16 protein-coding genes are annotated in these 18,003 nt (G+C 60.7%); 9 read left to right on the forward strand and 7 right to left on the reverse strand.

What is annotated here, in order from left to right; genetic code table 11:
• Nucleotides 1–129: 129 nt before the first annotated feature.
• The 4 genes from BN1724_RS04845 (at nt 130) to BN1724_RS04860 (ending at nt 4,436) form a co-directional block, all read left to right on the forward strand.
• The gene (locus BN1724_RS04845) at nt 130–1,065 is read left to right on the forward strand and encodes a DUF808 domain-containing protein (RefSeq protein WP_058234456.1); all 936 of its coding nucleotides are present in this window, start codon (nt 130–132) and stop codon (nt 1,063–1,065) included.
• Between the two features lie 379 nt (nt 1,066–1,444).
• Nucleotides 1,445–2,407, forward strand: coding sequence for an SDR family oxidoreductase (locus BN1724_RS04850; RefSeq protein ID WP_058234457.1), 963 nt, complete (start codon nt 1,445–1,447; stop codon nt 2,405–2,407).
• A 37-nt stretch (nt 2,408–2,444) separates the two neighbouring features.
• On the forward strand, nt 2,445–3,701 hold the full coding sequence (locus BN1724_RS04855; protein ID WP_058234458.1) for an isochorismate synthase: 1,257 nt from the start codon (nt 2,445–2,447) through the stop codon (nt 3,699–3,701).
• A gap of 90 nt (nt 3,702–3,791) precedes the next feature.
• A complete protein-coding gene (locus tag BN1724_RS04860) occupies nt 3,792–4,436 on the forward strand; it encodes an isochorismatase family protein (RefSeq protein ID WP_058234459.1) in 645 nt (214 codons plus the stop codon).
• On the opposite strand, the gene BN1724_RS04865 is transcribed toward BN1724_RS04860, so the two are convergent.
• From BN1724_RS04865 to BN1724_RS04875, 3 genes are all read right to left on the reverse strand, one after another.
• Complete coding sequence (locus tag BN1724_RS04865) at nt 4,433–4,759, reverse strand: hypothetical protein (protein ID WP_157085764.1); 327 nt, start codon at nt 4,757–4,759, stop codon at nt 4,433–4,435. The genes BN1724_RS04860 and BN1724_RS04865 overlap by 4 nt on opposite strands.
• A gap of 384 nt (nt 4,760–5,143) precedes the next feature.
• Entirely contained in the window at nt 5,144–5,656 is a 513-nt protein-coding gene (locus tag BN1724_RS04870; protein ID WP_058234461.1) for a GNAT family N-acetyltransferase, read from the reverse strand.
• A 103-nt stretch (nt 5,657–5,759) separates the two neighbouring features.
• A complete protein-coding gene (locus BN1724_RS04875) occupies nt 5,760–6,698 on the reverse strand; it encodes a ketopantoate reductase family protein (protein ID WP_058234462.1) in 939 nt (312 codons plus the stop codon).
• A 380-nt stretch (nt 6,699–7,078) separates the two neighbouring features.
• Here BN1724_RS04875 and BN1724_RS04885 point away from each other — a divergent pair, with 380 nt between their 5' ends.
• Nucleotides 7,079–7,666, forward strand: coding sequence for a GNAT family N-acetyltransferase (locus BN1724_RS04885; RefSeq protein WP_084252763.1), 588 nt, complete (start codon nt 7,079–7,081; stop codon nt 7,664–7,666).
• A 351-nt stretch (nt 7,667–8,017) separates the two neighbouring features.
• Complete coding sequence (locus tag BN1724_RS04890; RefSeq protein WP_058234464.1) at nt 8,018–9,043, forward strand: superantigen-like protein SSL4; 1,026 nt, start codon at nt 8,018–8,020, stop codon at nt 9,041–9,043.
• Between the two features lie 58 nt (nt 9,044–9,101).
• On the opposite strand, the gene BN1724_RS04895 is transcribed toward BN1724_RS04890, so the two are convergent.
• The gene (locus BN1724_RS04895; RefSeq protein ID WP_197671758.1) at nt 9,102–10,910 is read right to left on the reverse strand and encodes a S9 family peptidase; all 1,809 of its coding nucleotides are present in this window, start codon (nt 10,908–10,910) and stop codon (nt 9,102–9,104) included.
• Between the two features lie 213 nt (nt 10,911–11,123).
• Between BN1724_RS04895 and BN1724_RS04900 the strand changes: the two genes are divergently transcribed.
• The 3 genes from BN1724_RS04900 to BN1724_RS04910 all read left to right on the forward strand — a co-directional run bounded on the left by BN1724_RS04900 (nt 11,124) and on the right by BN1724_RS04910 (nt 14,232).
• Nucleotides 11,124–11,936 (forward strand): DUF4184 family protein, encoded by an 813-nt coding sequence (locus tag BN1724_RS04900; protein ID WP_058234465.1) that lies wholly within the window; start codon nt 11,124–11,126, stop codon nt 11,934–11,936.
• A gap of 80 nt (nt 11,937–12,016) precedes the next feature.
• Nucleotides 12,017–13,351 (forward strand): glycosyltransferase, encoded by a 1,335-nt coding sequence (locus tag BN1724_RS04905; protein WP_058234466.1) that lies wholly within the window; start codon nt 12,017–12,019, stop codon nt 13,349–13,351.
• The gene (locus tag BN1724_RS04910; RefSeq protein WP_058234467.1) at nt 13,348–14,232 is read left to right on the forward strand and encodes a PIG-L family deacetylase; all 885 of its coding nucleotides are present in this window, start codon (nt 13,348–13,350) and stop codon (nt 14,230–14,232) included. The genes BN1724_RS04905 and BN1724_RS04910 overlap by 4 nt, the downstream gene beginning before the upstream one ends.
• Here the strand turns inward: BN1724_RS04910 and BN1724_RS04915 are convergent.
• From BN1724_RS04915 to BN1724_RS04925, 3 genes are all read right to left on the reverse strand, one after another.
• Entirely contained in the window at nt 14,229–15,848 is a 1,620-nt protein-coding gene (locus tag BN1724_RS04915) for a hypothetical protein (RefSeq protein WP_058234468.1), read from the reverse strand. The genes BN1724_RS04910 and BN1724_RS04915 overlap by 4 nt on opposite strands.
• Nucleotides 15,845–16,525 carry an ABC transporter ATP-binding protein gene (locus tag BN1724_RS04920; protein ID WP_058234469.1) on the reverse strand — a complete coding sequence of 227 codons (681 nt, stop codon included), beginning with the start codon at nt 16,523–16,525 and terminating at the stop codon, nt 15,845–15,847. The genes BN1724_RS04915 and BN1724_RS04920 overlap by 4 nt, the downstream gene beginning before the upstream one ends.
• Before the next feature lie 97 nt (nt 16,526–16,622).
• Nucleotides 16,623–17,840: a PTS sugar transporter subunit IIC gene (locus BN1724_RS04925; RefSeq protein ID WP_084252764.1), complete on the reverse strand. Its 1,218-nt coding sequence runs from the start codon at nt 17,838–17,840 to the stop codon at nt 16,623–16,625.
• Between the last annotated feature and the right edge of the window lie 163 nt (nt 17,841–18,003).

The following is an 18,003-nucleotide window of genomic DNA, read 5'->3' on the forward strand; positions in this document are numbered from 1 at the left end:
ATACCAACCCCGTACGCTCATACCCATGATGCGCAACCTACCCGCGGCGAAAGCCTCTATCTCCTTCGCCCTCGTGAGCCTTCCGTCATGCCCCCAGCCCCTACGCGACAACCAGGCAGGAGCAATTCGATGAGCGGAGGTCTCGCCGGACTGTTGGATGACGTTGCCGTGCTCGCGAAAATGGCGGCGGCAAATATCGATGATGTCGCTGTGGCGGCAGCCCGGGCCAGCACTAAGGCAGCCGGGGTCGTGGTGGATGACACCGCTGTCGCCCCTCAATACGTGCGCGGGGTGCAGCCCAGTCGTGAACTGCCAATCATTAAGAAGATCGCCATCGGCTCACTGCGCAACAAGATTCTTTTCATCCTGCCCGCAGCCCTGCTCCTCAGCCAGTTTTTACCATGGTTACTCACCCCCATTTTGATGCTCGGCGGCACCTACCTGTGCTTCGAGGGCGCCGAGAAAATCTGGGCGAAACTGCGAGGGCACCACGATGACACCCCGGCGGTTGTCAAAGGGGCGGATGCCGAAAAAACCATGGTCTCCAGCGCCGTGCGCACCGACTTCATCCTCAGCGCCGAAATCATGGTGATCGCGCTCAACGAGGTCGCTAACGAAGGTCTCATCAGTCGGGCGGTGATCCTCCTGGTCGTGGCCGTTTTCATCACTGTTCTGGTCTATGGCGTGGTGGCTCTGCTCGTCAAAATGGACGATATTGGGCTCCATCTCGCCGGTAAACCGTCACAGGCCTCGCAACGCATCGGGCGCGGACTGGTCACGGCAATGCCGAAGGTGTTGAACGCAATTTCCTTGATCGGCATGGCCGCAATGCTGTGGGTTGGCGGCCACATTATTTTGGTCGGGGTCCATGAGCTCGGATTGCACGCACCCTACGAATGGGTGCATCACCTTGAGCACGGCGTGCATGGAGTACCGGTTATTGGCGGTCTGTTGGGTTGGCTGATCAACACATTCTTTTCTGCGATTCTTGGCCTGATCTGGGGCGCCATCATCGTAGCGGTGATGCACGTGCTCCCCTTCGGCAAAAAGAGTGGGACACACTAGCCAGAACCTGGGCCAGGTCCGGGTCTGCGCGAGGCTCAGCACTCTGTCTCCTGTACGGGGCCCAGCTCGAGGCTCAACTCGGGCGCCAGCGCGGCGCGCGCCCGACACGGATATCCATGCATGGCCTGGGACTGGCTCTCACACGCTCCGGATCAAGATCTACCCAGGCCGGGTTTCACCTCGGTCGGCATCTCAACGGCAGCCATATGATTTTCGCGATGCTAACGTTACGAAATTCACTACACCTTGCATTCGCCTACTTAGGTTTGCATAACCTTATGTCGTTGCTACCCGGGCATGATGGTGCGCCAAGTCCCATCTTGGATACCATCTGCGCCCTACCGCTGCGCCCTCGCGCGCTCAGCCCAAGGATCCGCACATGACCAATATCGCCGTCGTCACCGGGGCCGCCCGCGGGATCGGACGCGCCGTCGCTGAACGCCTACTGGCCGACTATCCAGATCTCATCGTTGTCGCCGCAGACATCCTCCCCATTGACTGGGCCACTCACCACCCGCAAAAAACGCCCAGCAACCACACAGCATCACCACTGACCCCCTGCTCCCGCGTGCGGGCCCGCCACGTCGATGTGACCGACGAACGCGCCGTCGCCGAGCTTTTCACCGAAGCCGCTGAGCTCGGCCATATCCAAGCGGTCGCTCACGTAGCCGGAATTTTCACCCTCCGCCCAATCGTCGATACCCCGCTCAAAGAGTACGAACGAATCCAGCGGGTCAATAGCACCGGAACATTCCTGGTTCTTAGGGAAGCTGCCCGAGCCATGAGCGCGCAAAGCATCCCTCAACCTGTCTCTGATACTCCCCACACGGTGTCTAACTCCGACACTGTGCCTAATCCCGACACCGCGCCACTATCTATAGACCGCAGTGCCTTACCTGCAGGGCACAACCAACCATCTACAGAGCGCAACGCCGCCCCACCTGCTGCCCACAACGATCGGGCAATTGTTGCCGTCACGTCTAACGCCGCCCGAGTGCCACGGATCGGTATGGGAGCATACGGAGCCGCCAAAGCTAGTGCCTCATCACTGGCCACCACCCTGGCGCTAGAACTCGCTGACCAGCAGATACGATGCAATGTCGTGTGCCCAGGATCAACCGACACCGCCATGCAACGAGAGTTCTGGGGGGAGAACCCCGATGCCGGCCACAAGGCCGCCGTCCACGGCGATGCCGCCCAATACCGTCTGGGAATACCACTCGGACGCCTAGCCTCTCCCGAGGATGTAGCCGATGCCGTCGCGTATCTGCTCTCTCCGGGTGCCCGTCACCTGACGATGCAGGAACTATATGTAGACGGAGGCGCTAGCCTCCGGGCCTAGCATCCGACACTGCTGACCACTCCCCCGAAAGAACGTGATGAACCCGCTTGCTCTCAGCTCCGCCCCCACCGCCTTCCGGCGCGCCCGACTCGGCGACGTCCAGGTCACCGGGGCGCCCACGATCGTGCCGGTCGCCGTACTGACGGATATGCTCGCGCCCTCCACCACGTCTTTTGTGTTGGCCCGCCCCTTTTCTGCAGATGATGACGCCGTGCTGGTCTGCGACCACGCGGAAGCCGGCAACCCCAGCGGTTTAGCACAAGGGGCCCCATCCGCTGTGACGGAGCAGATTCCCACTGAGTCAACACACCGCACGACCACCGGTACCACAGCTTTAGATTTCCCGGATTCCACGCCTACACAGAACACGGACCCAAGCGTCGCCGCCGGCAGTCGCGCAAGCACAACCCGTATGGGCGGCGACGACCCATGTCAGGTTCCCACCCGGGCCGAATACGCCCGTCGAGTAGCCCAGGCGCGCGATCTCATTCAGGCTGGAACGGTCAATAAAGTCGTGCTTGGTCGACGCATGTGCCTCGCCCACAACACCCGCTTAGATATGTCTGCGCAGCAAGAACTCGCCGACCGTATCGTCGATGACCTCATCTCCCTAGGGACCCAGGGCTTTCCCGTGCTCATGCCGCTACCGGGCGAGCGCACACTAGTTGGCCTGAGTCCCGAACTCCTGATTCGACGGCACGGTTTCAACGTCGAAGCTTTTCCACTGGCAGGATCTGCCCCACGCAGCGGACATGAGGACATTGATGCACCCCGGCGCCACGCGCTGATGAACTCTGCGAAAGATCGTAGCGAACACGCATTTGTGGTCGCCGATATCGTGCGGTCTTTAACCCCACTGTGCTCACACATTGATGCTCCCGAGGTGCCCGAAGTAGTCGAAGCCGCCACCATGTTGCACCTTGGCACTCATATTCGCGGCACGCTGCGCCCGCGAGAAGACGGCAGCATCCCCACTCTCATCGAGGTCGCGGAAGCACTTCACCCGACCCCGGCAGTGTGCGGCTCTCCCACCCCGGTAGCACAACGCATCATCGAGGACCTCGAAGAGCCACGGGGTCTGTTCACCGGGTACATCGCTGCACAGGATACCCACGGCGATGGTCAGGCAGTGATCGCCATCCGAATGGCATTGCTCGACCGCGACGGCATCACGCTGTATGCAGGGGCTGGCATCGTCGCTGATTCCGATCCCGACGCCGAAGCCGATGAAACCCACGGCAAGCTGCGCACCGTCCTAAACGCCATCGCTCACACCACCGGCTCAGGCGTCTAATGACCGCGGCGCGGTCCCCGGCGCTGACACATCTCTAGTGAGCCATCTCCCCCCTCCCTTTTGCGTCGGATACCCGGATAGGAGCATGTCGTGACCGACTGGACCTCGCACCGCCCCAACCACACCTATGCCATTCCCTCTCAGCTGCCGACTTCTCGTCTCACCTGGCCCGCAGCCCCCTCTCGGTCCATGCTCCTGGTTCACGATATGCAGGAGCATTTTGTGGCAAAGTATGCACACGATGCCGAACCGATCCGATCTGTCATCGACCGAATTTCTCAGCTTGTAGATTGCGCCCGACGAGTTGGGGTGCCGGTCGTCTTTAGCGCCCAGCCTGGTGATCAGGATCCAGATTCACGCGGCTTACTGACCGATCTGTGGGGCGCAGGGCCGTCCTCGTCGGCTATCGACATTATCGACGCTTTCACTCCGCAGCCAGGCGAACTTATGACGAAGCATCGATACAGCGCCTTCCAACGCACTGACCTGGATGAACGCATAGCCCAGGCAGGATGCGACACCCTCGTCTTAACGGGGATTTATGCAAACATCGGGGTGAAGGCCACGGCATTGGACGCATTCATGCGCGATATTCGTCCGATTGTAATCGGTGATGCCGTCGCGGATTTCGATCTAGACGAACACCGTGCGGCCCTGTCGTGGGTCGCCGGACGCTGCGGACGCATCGCCTCTACCCGCAGTGTGCTCGATCAGTGGGACGGCACCCGGGTCTAGCGCAGCGTGCCAACCCCGATCCCTAGGAGGAGCAGTGATAGCAGCACGCAGGCGACAGGGACGGTCCAGCACCATCGTGACGGCGGGCATTTGCGGAGGCTGTAAATACAGGTCACTAGCGCGAAGATGGTCACGAACACCATCCCGATAGCTAAGGCCAACATGCCGCCGTTCCAGGTCCCCGAGTCTGGATGTGCGCACACCACGTCGTCCACAGAGGTCACGCAGGGAAACCGAGCCTCCATAAAGAGCCCGAATGTTGCCATCCCGCTGACGACCAGAGCCACCAGGCATAGCGCCCGACGTATCCAATTGCTGACCATATCGACCTAACTTCAGCTTTTCCCCGCCGCCGCAGATCGGTGCGCGGTGGCAGCGTCCTTAAACCGCTAAGGGTAACGGGCAGATCTCGAAGTCGTCGGGGTTTTCGACGGGATCCAGAAAAGACAGACCAGAATCTATGGCAGCACTACGGTGCCGCCAGCACACTACCCGCCGATAACCTGCACACATACCATGGCGTCCGAGCAGCAGAGGATTAGCCATCCCTCGTGTTGACCTGCTCACGATCAGCCGCACCACTGCGGCCTACCGGCGCAACCCACCTGCTCTCAGTCCGCGTCACAGGAACACACAAGCCCCTTGCCATCACCATGAGACTCGCCCCCACCCCCGAGGTCCCTCGGACGTGGCCTGCGCAAGGCACATCACAGATCCTTAATCATGGCGATTCGCGGCGCCAGGTCGAGGCCATGAGCAATTTCCTGCTCTCTCACAGCTTTCAGGTGCGGACCCCATTGGGCTTCCGGGAACAGCCGATACCCCAGACGCTCATACCAGGGCCCGTTCCATGGAATATCACGGTAGGTAGTGAGAGTAATCCAATGCGATCCTTGTGCTCGCGCCCAGCTTTCAACAGCACTTACCAGCCGCCTGCCCAAACCCTTCCCCGCAGCGTCGGGATGCACGGAGACCTGTTCCACATGACCATGCCCATCGATATCCTCACCGCAGGCCCAACCGTCGATTCGGAACCCATTGCAGGATTGAGCGACCCACAGCTGGCCATGCGCAATGAGACAGGCAAGCACCTCAACTTCTGGGGGATCGTCATCGGCCACCCGTTCTAGCCCAACCTGCCGAAACCGTTGACCGGCTGCAACTTCGAGCGCCCGAATATCAGGGATATCTTCAGCCACAGCGGGTCTAATCTGCGCCATAGAATCATCCAATCGTTGAGATACATCAGCTTACTGATCGGCATTTCAGGTGTCGCACACATTGCGCCTCAGGCAGCTGCTTCGCAGACTTGCCAAGAACCCGTCACAACCGACACCGTCGAAGCACTTCCTCATAGTGGTCGAGCATGGGTGTCTTAAGCCGATGCGCTTTAGCCGACGAATGGATACTTCGGAAACCCGAGACCCACTCGGAGAGCCCGTGTTCTGCATGGGCCAAAATCATCGTTTTCACAACAGGATCAGCAAACATGCGCCGCATCACGAACGTTACGGTTCTGGCGGGAAGCTGAAACAACGGTGCAGGCCAGACCCACCTCGGATCTTCTCCGACAGCTTGACACACCTTAAGCCCCTCACGGAATGCGAGAACCATACTCTGCATCAGTAGCCGGTTGGCAATAAGCGCATCCAAACTCCCCGCCTCGATAAGCGGTGCAGCCGTTAAAGACTGTTGCAAACAATGCACCTTCAACCAGGTATGCATTGCGCTCTGCCTGGATACGTTGAGTCCCGCACGGGCGAAGGCGGTACGGATCGACTCAAGCAGTGGTCGGCGCTGCTGGTCACCTTTTTCGAGAATTGTTCCGGTTTTGAAAACAGTGGCCCTGAGCTCGTGGTCGTGCCGCGTTCCGCCAACTTGAGAGGGGAATCCGAGAAAGAATCGTTCTTGCGACAAATAGTTCTCGACGTCCTCGATTAGGGTCCACCGGTTCAGCATGAAGAGAATGGGAAGATCAGGGGGAAGGCTTACGAGACTGGGCAGCACCTCACAGAGGTGATCACCATCGACCATCACAAGGACGACATCGGCTTCGAGATCCTCGAGAGAGGAACAGACACGTGGGGTAAACCTTGCGCTCACCCGCCGGCGGACACGAAGATCAAGAAGGTGTAACCAAAATTCATCACGATAGAAAGGCATCCGAGACGGTCGGACGACAAAAGTCACCTGATAAAACTGGGATAAAAGGTATCCATAAGTCATCCCAATAGTGCCAGCCCCAATAATCGCAAATCTCATAGAGCACCTTTACCTAAAACTACCTGGCGCACAGTAGTTGCCATACGATCCGATGTTTCATGCCTCGAGTTCGACTGATCACCGGTGAGCGAATTCGCACCTGGGCATATTCGCTGAATGACTTTCGCAACCCACTTGGCAGTAGTGGCCGCCGCGACTGCTCCCATCAAAACCACACCGTCACCAAGCAGGACAGGGACCAACGCGGCGCACGCCAGAGGCCGGACCTCCCCTGGAACTGCCGCCGCCATGCGGCCCACCGCCTTCTCCTTTGTAGGTGCAACATCCTTGGTGCGGCGCATCTCCCCAGAAACTTGGGCTCAGGTGTCTGCACCGAAAACACTTTACGCCGATACCGTCCATCTCAATACACTCGATGTATGCATTGCGTCGTCACTGATCGACTAGTTTTGCGCCCCTTTAACTCTAAGGATGTGGAGTTCATCTATGAGCTCCATCAAAATCCTGACCTCATCCGCTTTATTCCCTCCGCCCTCACGCCCGACTTGGAGACGGCAGCGCGCACCCTCAACAGATTTCGGAAGTGTCACGGGGACAGCGGGCAGGGCTTTTGGTGCGTCACCCTCGCCGCGCAGTCGGGCTCGTCCAGCACGCCGCAAGCGGGTCAGCCGATTGGCCTCATCATGCTCAAACACATTCCCCCATCAGCAACCCACCAGGATCCAAACCGTCCCACCGAGTTTGAAATTGGCTGGCGGCAGCACGCCGACCACACCGGGAACGGCTATATCACCGAAGCTGCCCGCGCCGTTCTTCGGGAGGCGTTTGATACGGGGCTGACACACGTCGTGGCGGTCACAGATCCTGAGAACATCGCCTCGCAGGCAGTCTGCCGACGATTGGGTATGACCGATCTGGGATACACCGACGCCTACTATGACCATCCGAACGTACGGCTATTCCGCATCAATCGAGAGCCGGATCACACCCCAAATTATTGCGTCTGACCTGCATAAACACACACCTTCACGGGACCTCCTCAGTCCCTGCTGAGGTTCTTCTCGCCCGGCACCGCACACTGGAGACATGCAGTTTTTCTCGGACTACCCGGCATGCCACCGTCACAGGCAATGTTCGATCGCCAGACGCAGTCCAATACAGCACGCCGAAAACCGCCCGCTCGATCCAGCCTCCTGAATCACTTCCGCATGCGACATACTCCCTCACGCAATCAGCGCACCCGACGATCCGATACTTCTCATCACTCCACCTCAGCGGAGCCTTCCTACGGTCCAACCGATGGCAACGAGTTGAGACGGCCCGAGTCCCGAGTTCGAGGACTAACGGTCGGTGGTCTCGTGGCAGGTGGGGCCGCGGCCGCAACGGCATCCGTGATCGGCGGATCACTCGGCGTTGCAGGAACCGTGGTCGGATCGTTTTTAATGTCGGTGGTTTCGGCGCTTGCTCTCGCCTTGTTCTCCGATTCGGTGACCCATGGCCGACGCTTGCTGAAGCAGAAAGTTTTACCGGCGCGGCTAGCTGGCGACGGCGGCAGCGAGGACGACGCTTTGCCATTGCCGGGTGCCGACACGTCGGCGGGTACTGGCGGCTCGGCGAGCGTGAACACGGTGGCAGGTACGAGCGCACCGGCAGCCTCGTCCACCCGAATCGTGCGTACCAGCAGCGGCGTGGTGCCACTGTCATCCTCACCCGCACCGGGCAGGGAAGCGTCGCACGGCACCGCGTCGTCTCGCGACGGTTCCTCCTTGCGACGCTCCTCAGGGCGCACCACGTTCACCGCGAGCGCAGTAACCCGCCGACGCAAAATTGCGAGCGTTTGCGCGCTAGCCGCCACCATGGCTGTGGTGGGGCTGCTCGCAGTTTTCGGTGTTCAAGGAATTCTTGGTACGGAGTTGTCTCAGGGCACCGGCAGCATTCAACGTGCGGTAACCGGGTCACATATTCAGCAGCGCACGCCCTCGCCGCAGGAGCCCGACACCAAGACGCAGCGCCCGGACACCAAGGGCAAGCAGCCAACCACACAGGATCCGACGCCGACGGAAAAGAAGCCTGTCGTCCCGAACCGTGACGGCTCCCAGACGGGTAAAGACGACCCGCGGGAGGACACTCCGGCGTCACCGACCCCGAGCAGCGGCACGGGAGGAGAAAGCTCGCCTAAACCCTCACCGGGCGGTACTTCTGGCGACGGATCAAACTCTGGTGGAACGTCCTCGGATGGCTCGTCCTTTGGAGGATCCTCGTCCGGAGGAGCATCCAGCGGGAAAGCACCGTCTCACGCGAAAGCCTCCACGGTTTCGGGCACGAGTAATTCGGCGAGCGCTAACACCTCTCGCGAAACCGTGACCCGCACTGTCGGCGGGTAGCTACCCCATCGTCAGCAGCGTTCCGCACTGGGTTTACTCCATGGGCGCTCTGTCCTCTTCACTGCGAATCCAAGCCCAAACGTGTACGAAGGAATTCAATGGCGGCGGGGTACGCATCCAAACGGTTAGAGCGCTTAGCCAGGCCATGTCCCTCATCGTGATACACCCGCAATTCACACGGAATGCCTTTTGCACTCAACGCCGCGTGGATCTGCTCGGCCTCACTCAGAGGAACTCTGGGGTCATTGGCGCCGTGAATCACGAACAGCGGCGCCACGATGTCATCCAGATAGGTAATCGGAGATGCCTTTTCGAGCATGGCGCGATCAGTCGCGAGGTAACCGTACTCGCGCTCGCGATAGACCCGTCGGTAGTCCGAGGTGTTCTCCAAGAACGTCACCAGCGAACTCATCCCGACAATATCCACACCGGCTGCCCACAGCTCAGGCTGCATTGATACCCCGGCCAACACCATGTAGCCGCCATACGATCCGCCCCATAGGGCTGCGCGGTCGACCTGGAGTCCCTGGGAGGGCAGCCACCGGTGAATCGCACGCAGATCCCCCACTGAATCCAACCGAAGCGGGCCGTCGTCCAAACTGACCCAACGCTTGCCATACGTAGCTGACCCCCGAACATTTGGGACGACGACGGTGAATCCGCTGAGGACCAAGGCCTGGATCGTCGGGTTAAAAATCCGTGTGGCTGCGCTTTCCGGGCCGCCGTGAATGTGGATCACGCTCGCGCCGCTAGGTTCGGTAGGTTCATAAATGAAGGTGGGGATATGTTCGCCGTCATCGGTCGGAATCAGGTCAACCTGGCAGGAGCGCAGAGCATCTTCCAGTACCCCGAGTTCTGGAGCTATTACCAGCGTGGAGTGGCCGGTATGGACATCCACCCGGTAGATCGATGCTGGCCGGTTCGGTGTGGACCACGATATGACCAGGTCACGACCGTCAGGTGACCAGATTGGACTGCCGTTCCCCTCGGGCATATCTACGTCGGCGCGCCAGGTGCCGTCGGGCTCATGCAAACTCAGATGCAGCGCCCCATCCACCATTGTTCCCACAAGCAGGGTGGAACCGTCCGGCGACACATATCCACTGAGGTCGTGTTTGTCGTCGGATACAAGGGTGGTCCAAGTGCCTGTCGCGAGGTCAATCTCAACCAGGCAGCTCATGTCCCGGTCCCGGTTCGAGGAGATCACAAGGCGACGATCATCCGGACTGAAGCCGATGATCTGATGGTAGGAGTGTTCCTCGGGGTCGGTGAGGTCATACCCGGCGTGGTGGGCTACGCCACCATCACTACCGGTCATGGCGATGACGGTGCTGGCGGGTTGCTGCGACAAGCGAGAAAATGCAAGGGCAGTACCGGAGTGGTTCAGCAGACTGTGGTCGATATAGCCGCCGCCGTCATACATCACCCGTTCACTGCCGTCGTCGTGGCGGCGGACCACTAGGTCCATGTCAACGCCGTTGCGTCGCGTGGTCTGGTACACCAGCTCGGTGTCGGTAACATCCGTGAGCACATTGATCGCCGACGGATTGTGTATAAGCGGGCGTAGAGCTGGGATCTCCTGAGAGTCGTCGAGGTCGAGAATCGACAGCTGCATTTTTTCGTTCCCGCCTGCATCGTGTTGGACAATGACTTGGCGACGCCCCGGCACATACCGTCCAGTGCAGCGGGAGGGCAGATCGGTGATCCGTCGCTGGGTTCCGTCCGGGGCAATCTCCACCAATTGCAGACTCCCCGTCGCGTCGTTACCCGCGAGGATCCGACCCTCGGTATCGACATCGACAACCGTCCATGATTCAAGGTGGAACAGCTGGCTCACAAGCTCCGCGGTCATGGTCGTGGCGGACATACGCACTCCTTCGCAGACTAAAACGCAGTGCTATTCACTGTACGGTCACCATTGGTCCAGACCTCTCTAAACATGTAAAACCCCTGCATACAGCGCATGGCGCGATGAGTGCCCAGACCGCTCTCGCGAAGATCATGTGAAGTATTCGCGTCGGATGGGGAAAAATTGGGTTCCAGGAGGTGTAGAGACCTTCTTGACCCCTACTCTTCCCGTATGCCCTTGACGTTCGCCCACCCGCTCGCGGTTATTCCCCTGCGCCGCACCGCATTTCCGCTGTCCGCGCTCGTGATCGGGGCCATGATCCCGGACATCGCCTTATTCGTGCCGGGTCTGGTTCGTTATCCGTACACGCATTCGCTGCCGGGGTTAGTCACCGCGGACCTTCTGCTCGGCACCATCCTGTGGGTGCTGTGGGAAGCCGTGGTGCGCACGCCGGTGACAGATGCGAGCCCGCTCATTCTGCGTGAGCGCCTTCCTCAGCAGCGGCCAGGCCTGGTGGGGTGGCTTCTAGCGCCACTCGCGGTGCTTATCGGAGCGGCCACGCACATCGCATGGGATCAAATCACGCATGCCAACAGCTGGTTAGCGTCTCAGGTGCACGTGCTCAAACATATGCTCGGGCCGCTGTCTCTCGCTCAGTGGCTGCAAAACCTCAGCACTTTTACAGGTTTAGTCGGACTCGGATTGATCATCACGGTGGCGCTGCATCGAGCGCAGGCCGTTCCATCCCCTCGGCTCAAACCCGGTCTCGCTCCTATGATGTGGGTGCTACCGATCCTGTGTGCTCTGATCGCGGTGATTGCCGTGTTCCTGGGTACTGCGCCCGCCCGCGGTATGCGCGTCCTCGGCCTGTATCTGGTGACCCGTCCCACCTCACTTTTTGCTGTTGGTCTCGGTGTCGCAGCTGTGATTTGGTGGATTGTTCCTGCAGGTTGGGCAGGAAAAACGTCCGAAAATCATCCTGAGGATCGGTCTGCGGAACTCGCCCCGCAGCCACCGTTACAGTCCGTGGTCAGTGGGAGCTAAGCGAGCTCGGCCTACGATAGGGCCATGCGAGAGCCGTCCCCATCCCGGGCCCCCTCCCCGACCACACCACCACGGACGCGGTGAGCGGCGCCCCGTCGAACTCGCCCACCCCGCATGAGCATGGCGAATTCTCCGCGTGCCCGTTGCGACTGGCCTACATCTCTTTGCATACCTCACCCTTAGCTGCTCCCGGTCGAGCCGACGCGGGTGGCATGAATGTGGTCGAGCTTCAGCAGGCGCTGGCTCTCGCCCGCCGCGGCCACCAGGTTGACTTGATCACGAGGCGTTCGGATCAAGACTCCCCCGATGTCACCGATGTGGCGCCTGGGGTCCGGTTGATCCAGATCGAGGCGGGACCACCGGCACCGCTGGCTAAAAGTGACATGGAGCAGTGCATCCAGCCGTTCCGTGAGCGCCTCGCGAGCCTGATTGAGTCGGGTCCGCATCGCTACGACCTCGTGCACTCGCATCATTGGTTCAGCGGGGTCGCGGCGTTACCGGTCACTCGTGCAACCGGTATTGCCCATGTGCAGTCTTTCCATTCGGTCGCAGCTCCGGAACGTGCGGTCAGTTTGGCCGCGGGTGAACCGTCTGAGTCTCCTGGCCGAATCCCCGGGGAACGCGAAGCGGCCACGGCATCCGATCTGGTGGTGGCGGTCTCCGACGCAGAAGCCGCCACCATACGCGCCCGCTACGGGGTGTCGGCACGTCGCCTTGCCGTGGTCCGTCCGGGGGTTGATACGGACATGTTTCACCCCTCACCGTCCACATCAGGATGCGCCGCAGCGATTGCGGATCCGGGCACGTCGGCCGCATCAACCGACGGTGCCATCACCGAGGATGCTCCCGTTGATGCTCCGTCTCGCCGCCCATATGTGCTGTTCGCAGCGCGTTTGCAACCGCTTAAAGCCCCCGACCTAGCCCTTGACCTGTTATCCCGGCTCGATCCCGCCACGAGACCTAAGCTGGTCTTGGCCGGGGCTGCTTCCGACGATTTCGCCGACTACGATCATGAACTTCACCGTATGGTGCGAGAGCGGGGCCTAGAGGCAGACGTCGAGTTCGTCGGCGCGTGTTCTCGGGAACGGCTCGCCGAGTTGATGCGGGGCGCCTGCCTGTTCTTGTTGACCTCGTGGTCGGAGACGTTCGGCCTCGTCGCACTGGAAGCACAGGCCAGCGGAGTCCCGGTCATCGCCTGGCAAGGCGCGGGCGGGGTTGTGGAAGCCGTGGAGGCGGGCGGACTGGTCATGGCCTGCCGCGACGCGGATGTGTGGGCCGAAGCTATCGAGTCGTTGTTGGGCGACAGACCGCGCTGGCTGTCCCTGTCACGGCGGGCACGCGAGTTCGCCCTGGGCCGTACCTGGGGACACGTTGCGCACCAGCTGGAAGCGCTGTACACCGAGGTGGTCAGGTGAATATCTCTCCGAGCACATCCGCAGACATGTCTGATCCGTTGCACATACTCCGTAGTGCCAGACGCGTCATGTTCGCCCACGCCCACCCCGACGACGAAACTCTCGCGACTGGCGCTCTCATACGCGAGCTCACCAGCCTCGGTGTTCAATGCACGGTTCTTACCGCCACCAGGGGAGAACAGGGTGAAGTTGTCCCCGGCGCTATCGCTGAGAGTGACCAGCGCACCCTAGAAGAGGTGCGGGCAGGGGAAATCTCCTGTGCTCTTCATGCATTGGGGGTGGATGATCACCTCATGTTGGGAACGCCACCGGCGTGGGCAACAGACCATTCCCGACCTGACACCGCCCCTGAACAGGCGTTCCATAAGCAGAGGGGACGCCGTTACCGGGATTCGGGAATGCGCTGGATCCGTCCAGGAGTGGCGGGACCATCTGCATCAGCACCGGCTGATGCCTTCACCGTTCTACCGCTGGAGCAGGCGATCTGTGATCTCGTAGCGGCCCTTCACGATCGGTGTCCAGATGCCCTGGTGTCCTACGACGACGCTGGCACCTATGGTCATCCCGACCATGTGCGGATGCACCAGGTCGCGCGGGCCGCAGCAGACCGGGCCAGGATACCGTTTATCGAGGTCGCTTCGGAGGAAAACGTTGTGACCGGGTTAGATGCCGCCCCGGTCGCACCACCGCAAGAGGCCAGCTTTGACTGGTACGACTTCCCCGCCACTCTCGATGCGGTGGCTGCGGCGCTATCGTGCTATCGGACCCAGCTCACGGTGCGCGACACCTTCCTGATCAGCCCAGGAGTTGTCCGCGTGCAACATGTTGGCCAGCAGGTACAGGACGTGTGGTGCCGGGCGGGACTTCGGATCGCGCGTTAGCGGTCGCGTAGCCCCGCGAGACGGCGCCAAAGCATCAGCGAGGCCACTAATAGCGTCGCAGCGGTGCCGATCAGAAAACCGGTGACTCCGTATCCGGTGGCAACCACCATTATGAGACCGGTCAGAGCGCTCATAATGAGAGCGTCCGCCTGCCACATCATCACGCCGACGCCTTGCATATCGATACCTCCGGCGCTGGGAGCCGGAAGCAGGAGCTTTGCCGGAAGCGGACCTTTGGCTGTGCTTCCCATTCGGACCAGCATCAACACCACGGTTGTGGCCCCGATCAGCAGGAACGCCATGGGATGGTGAAGCCCGTTGCCGAGAAGCCCACCGACCCCAGCCGATATCAGCAAAACCACAGTCGGGAAAATCGAGTGCAGCGCGAGCCTGCTCGAGGTGGAGGTTCCATACAGAGGGGGTGCGCCGAGCGCTTCAACACTGTTTCGGATGCCATCAACTAGAGCGCCGAGCGCAACATAGCCCAGGGCACCGGCGACCAGCGCGGTCACCAGGTGCAACCGACCCGACATCGTGAGGGATTCGGTGAGAACAAAGCCGACTAAAATCCCGGTCAACAGGGCGAGTATGAATCGGCCTGGCGTGCGCACCGCACCGACAAGATCCCGCACGGGATGACGGACTATAGCTAGCTTCGTGAGCGCTCCGCCGGGCATTGCGCGCAGTTTTCTGCCCACGGTCGGGGTGGGCCTAAAGGTGCTGGCCGCCAGCGCAAGGTCACCCGACCCTGCAGCTTGGCTAGCAGCATCCCAACGCCGAGCCTGGTAAACCAGGTCAGGTCCTGCGAGGTTATCGAGTCGACGTGGCGCGATGATGAGCCCACCGAGCGCGGCGAGCGCGATCGCGACCGTGGTCACCACATGGCCTATCCCTCGCGGCAAAAACCACACAATGACAGCTAAGCCGAGTCCTGCCAGCACAGTGAGGCAGGCGGCGCTCCGGGCACGATGATCGCTCATACTTTGCCCTGCGAGCCACGCGGTTGCCATGAGAACGCCTGCGACCGTGCTGATGCCCACGATCCACACACCTGAAGCTGTTGGGCCGAGGCCTGTGGCGATGGCCCACGCCGGGGGAACAGAAAGAATCGCAACCGCAAGCGTCAGTAGGGCACCGGTCAACAAAACCGGCCGGTTGAAGGTACGGCGCCTGGGGAGCGGCGAGTCAGCCCACAGACTCGTCAGGAAGGGCGGGTGCATGGCGGGGCCGCGGGAGCGACCAAGCAGCACCATACCCGCGACCACAGCGGCGACTATTAGTGGTAGCAGCGCGCTGCTGAGGGGCTGGCGGAACACCTCAAGGGTTGAGGGGCCGCGAAGCGTGTGGGCCACCGAGATCAGAAGCGGAGTTCCCAGCACCACGAACGTTAAAACGACGGCATAGATGATGTACACGACGTCACCGGCACTGCGTCCATCGGCTCGGTAGCGCATGACGATTCTGGCTGCGGCAAGGCCTCGCGGCAGAGTCGAATTATCGGGGATGGACGGCGATGGCGGCGCAGTCGGTTGCTCCGGCGCAGAGGTTTTCTCCTGCTCGGACGTTTTCTTTGGAAGTGCCGCGGGGATCTTCCGAGTGTTGCGCGATCGGCTCATTGGGCATTCCGGCTTAAGTCGTGCACGCTGTTGGCCACGGCGTCGCGCAAGGACACCGAGTGGGTTGCAATCAGCAGTGCGGTTCCAGCCTCCACGCGAGCCCGCAGAACCTGCCCTACGGTCTCAAGGCGTCCTGGATCCAGTCGCTGCTCGGGCTCATCCAAAACCAGCAGATCGGAGGGCCGCGACAGCACCAAAGCGAGAGTCGTCAGCTGGGATTGTCCTGACGATAGTTCATGGGGGAAGCGGTGTTCGAGGTCTCTGATCTCAAGCAGGTCCAGCACCTCTCGCGCAGCTTCACGGGCCTCTGGGATGGTGTGTCCCCAGGTAGTTCCGATCATGATGAGGTGTTCGAGGATGGTCAGATCCCGTGCGATCGGAGGAGGGCCGACCAGACCCGCAACTGTTTTACGAAACTCCGGGTCGCGATCATTAGGTGCCCGTCCACCAATCTGAATCGTGCCGCTGGAAGGTTTAGTTAACCCTGTGATGACCCGTAACAGGGTGGTTTTTCCGGAACCGTTGACGCCGGTCAGCGCTAGGGAATCGCCCGCCTTGAGAGTGAGATCGGTGGGTGGCAGCAATACCGTCTTGTCTCGGGTGACCTCGACGCCGTCGGCCTGGACGAGAGGGGCGGTCTGAGGGCGCCCTGATGGACGAGACGATGCGGATTTCATAGGCACATCTCATCATGCTTAGCTCAGGAATCCCTCAGACCCCGTCAACATCACTCCGTAGGTGGGGCATGTTCTCCGGTAGAACGCGCCTTAAGCACTACTCGCGCGCGGATTGAGAGCTAGTCTTCGCTCCGCACTCGCAGGTACCCGCTGAGGCCAGCACCAGATCTGATTCAAGGGTGTGGGCGATGTTCGTACCCGCAGCATCTGCGCCGCCTACCCCTTCGGTACCAGAGGCACCTGCGACAGCCACACCCGCGACCCCGTGATCAGATGGAACACGCGCTGAGATCCGCTCGGCCCGAGCCATAAGTTGTTCTTTCGTGATGATCGGGAAGCGCCGGAACACGATGGACCCTGCGAGACCCGTGAGGCTGGAAAGTAAAATGCACAGGCCCGCAGTGATCAGCACCTTAGAGGCGTCGTTATAGGCAAACATCACCGCAAAACCGGCGATTGGGGTTGCGGTTCCCGAGGCGTCGTTGACCAGCCCCATGAGGGCAATCGCCACCCCGGATAGCGCCCCGCCGAGGAAGTTCGTGGCATAGACCGGGATCGGGTTCGCCGAGATGAGATCGGCTTGGGTGAGCGGCTCCACGGCCACCGAAATGGTTTCGCGCCGTCCACCAAACTTCATGCGCAGGAACAGAATAAAGTTCATAAATGAGGATCCGAACACAGAGAGAGCGCCGATTGCCATGGGGGCTCCCTGAAGACCCATCATGGCGGTCAGCGCCATGGAGGACAGCGGGGCCGTTGCCACGACGGTGATGACCCCACCCAGCACGATCCCCATCAGAACCGGGTTGCTGTTGGCCGCTTCTACCAGAATCTTTCCGATCTGCCCGAGCGTGGCTTCCACGACCGGACGCATCAAACTACCAACAGCGTGGGTGAGCGGCGGAATGGTCAGCAAAATAACAATTAAATCAACACCAGGTGGAATTTTTCGCTCCATCCATTTCACCACGAATGCCAGGCTGTAACCGGCGACAAATCCGGGAAGAATGCCGATCCCCGTACACGCCAAACCCATCATGACCGCATAAATAGGCGATACTCCCAGCGCAAGAGCCACTAAAGCTGCCGCCGCAACTCCGCCGCCATTGCCGTGAAAAAGCCCAATCTCCCCAAGACTGCTAATACCGAGCACCTTCCCGAAAAATGAGGAGTGAAAGGCTTCAACCAGAAAACTTGCACAGGCGGCTGCGGCAAGCGCACCCATGGCTTTCGTCCCATAAGGCGCCTTGTAATTAAATAGGGTGAACAGTGCGAGCACTACGAGCAGCAGAGCAGTGCCGAGAAGAATTGTCATAGCGGAGGGTCTCCGAAATCAGGTCGGGGGCGGTCCAATCATGAGATCGGCGTCCGCATCCCCTCGGTAAACGCCGCGGCGATGGGGCGAAGGGTGCCGCAACAGTGGGGCGAGGTCGCATCCGGAATCTAACGTGTTACTGCCCGGTGATCTCGGTCCCCAT

This window comes from Devriesea agamarum, from assembly GCF_900070355.1.
Classification (GTDB): Bacteria; Actinomycetota; Actinomycetes; order Actinomycetales; family Dermabacteraceae; genus Devriesea; species Devriesea agamarum.

Excerpts from the sequence above, each read along its gene's own strand:
- BN1724_RS04845 (WP_058234456.1), top strand. The coding sequence starts at position 130 with ATGAGCGGAGGTCTCGCCGGACTGTTGGATGACGTTGCCGTGCTCGCG.
- BN1724_RS04850 (WP_058234457.1), top strand. The coding sequence starts at position 1,445 with ATGACCAATATCGCCGTCGTCACCGGGGCCGCCCGCGGGATCGGACGC.
- BN1724_RS04855 (WP_058234458.1), top strand. The coding sequence starts at position 2,445 with ATGAACCCGCTTGCTCTCAGCTCCGCCCCCACCGCCTTCCGGCGCGCC.
- BN1724_RS04865 (WP_157085764.1), bottom strand. The coding sequence starts at position 4,759 with ATGGTCAGCAATTGGATACGTCGGGCGCTATGCCTGGTGGCTCTGGTC.
- BN1724_RS04870 (WP_058234461.1), bottom strand. The coding sequence starts at position 5,656 with ATGGCGCAGATTAGACCCGCTGTGGCTGAAGATATCCCTGATATTCGG.
- BN1724_RS04875 (WP_058234462.1), bottom strand. The coding sequence starts at position 6,698 with ATGAGATTTGCGATTATTGGGGCTGGCACTATTGGGATGACTTATGGA.
- BN1724_RS04885 (WP_084252763.1), top strand. The coding sequence starts at position 7,079 with ATGCATTGCGTCGTCACTGATCGACTAGTTTTGCGCCCCTTTAACTCT.
- BN1724_RS04895 (WP_197671758.1), bottom strand. The coding sequence starts at position 10,910 with ATGTCCGCCACGACCATGACCGCGGAGCTTGTGAGCCAGCTGTTCCAC.
- BN1724_RS04900 (WP_058234465.1), top strand. The coding sequence starts at position 11,124 with ATGCCCTTGACGTTCGCCCACCCGCTCGCGGTTATTCCCCTGCGCCGC.
- BN1724_RS04915 (WP_058234468.1), bottom strand. The coding sequence starts at position 15,848 with ATGAGCCGATCGCGCAACACTCGGAAGATCCCCGCGGCACTTCCAAAG.
- BN1724_RS04920 (WP_058234469.1), bottom strand. The coding sequence starts at position 16,525 with ATGAAATCCGCATCGTCTCGTCCATCAGGGCGCCCTCAGACCGCCCCT.
- BN1724_RS04925 (WP_084252764.1), bottom strand. The coding sequence starts at position 17,840 with ATGACAATTCTTCTCGGCACTGCTCTGCTGCTCGTAGTGCTCGCACTG.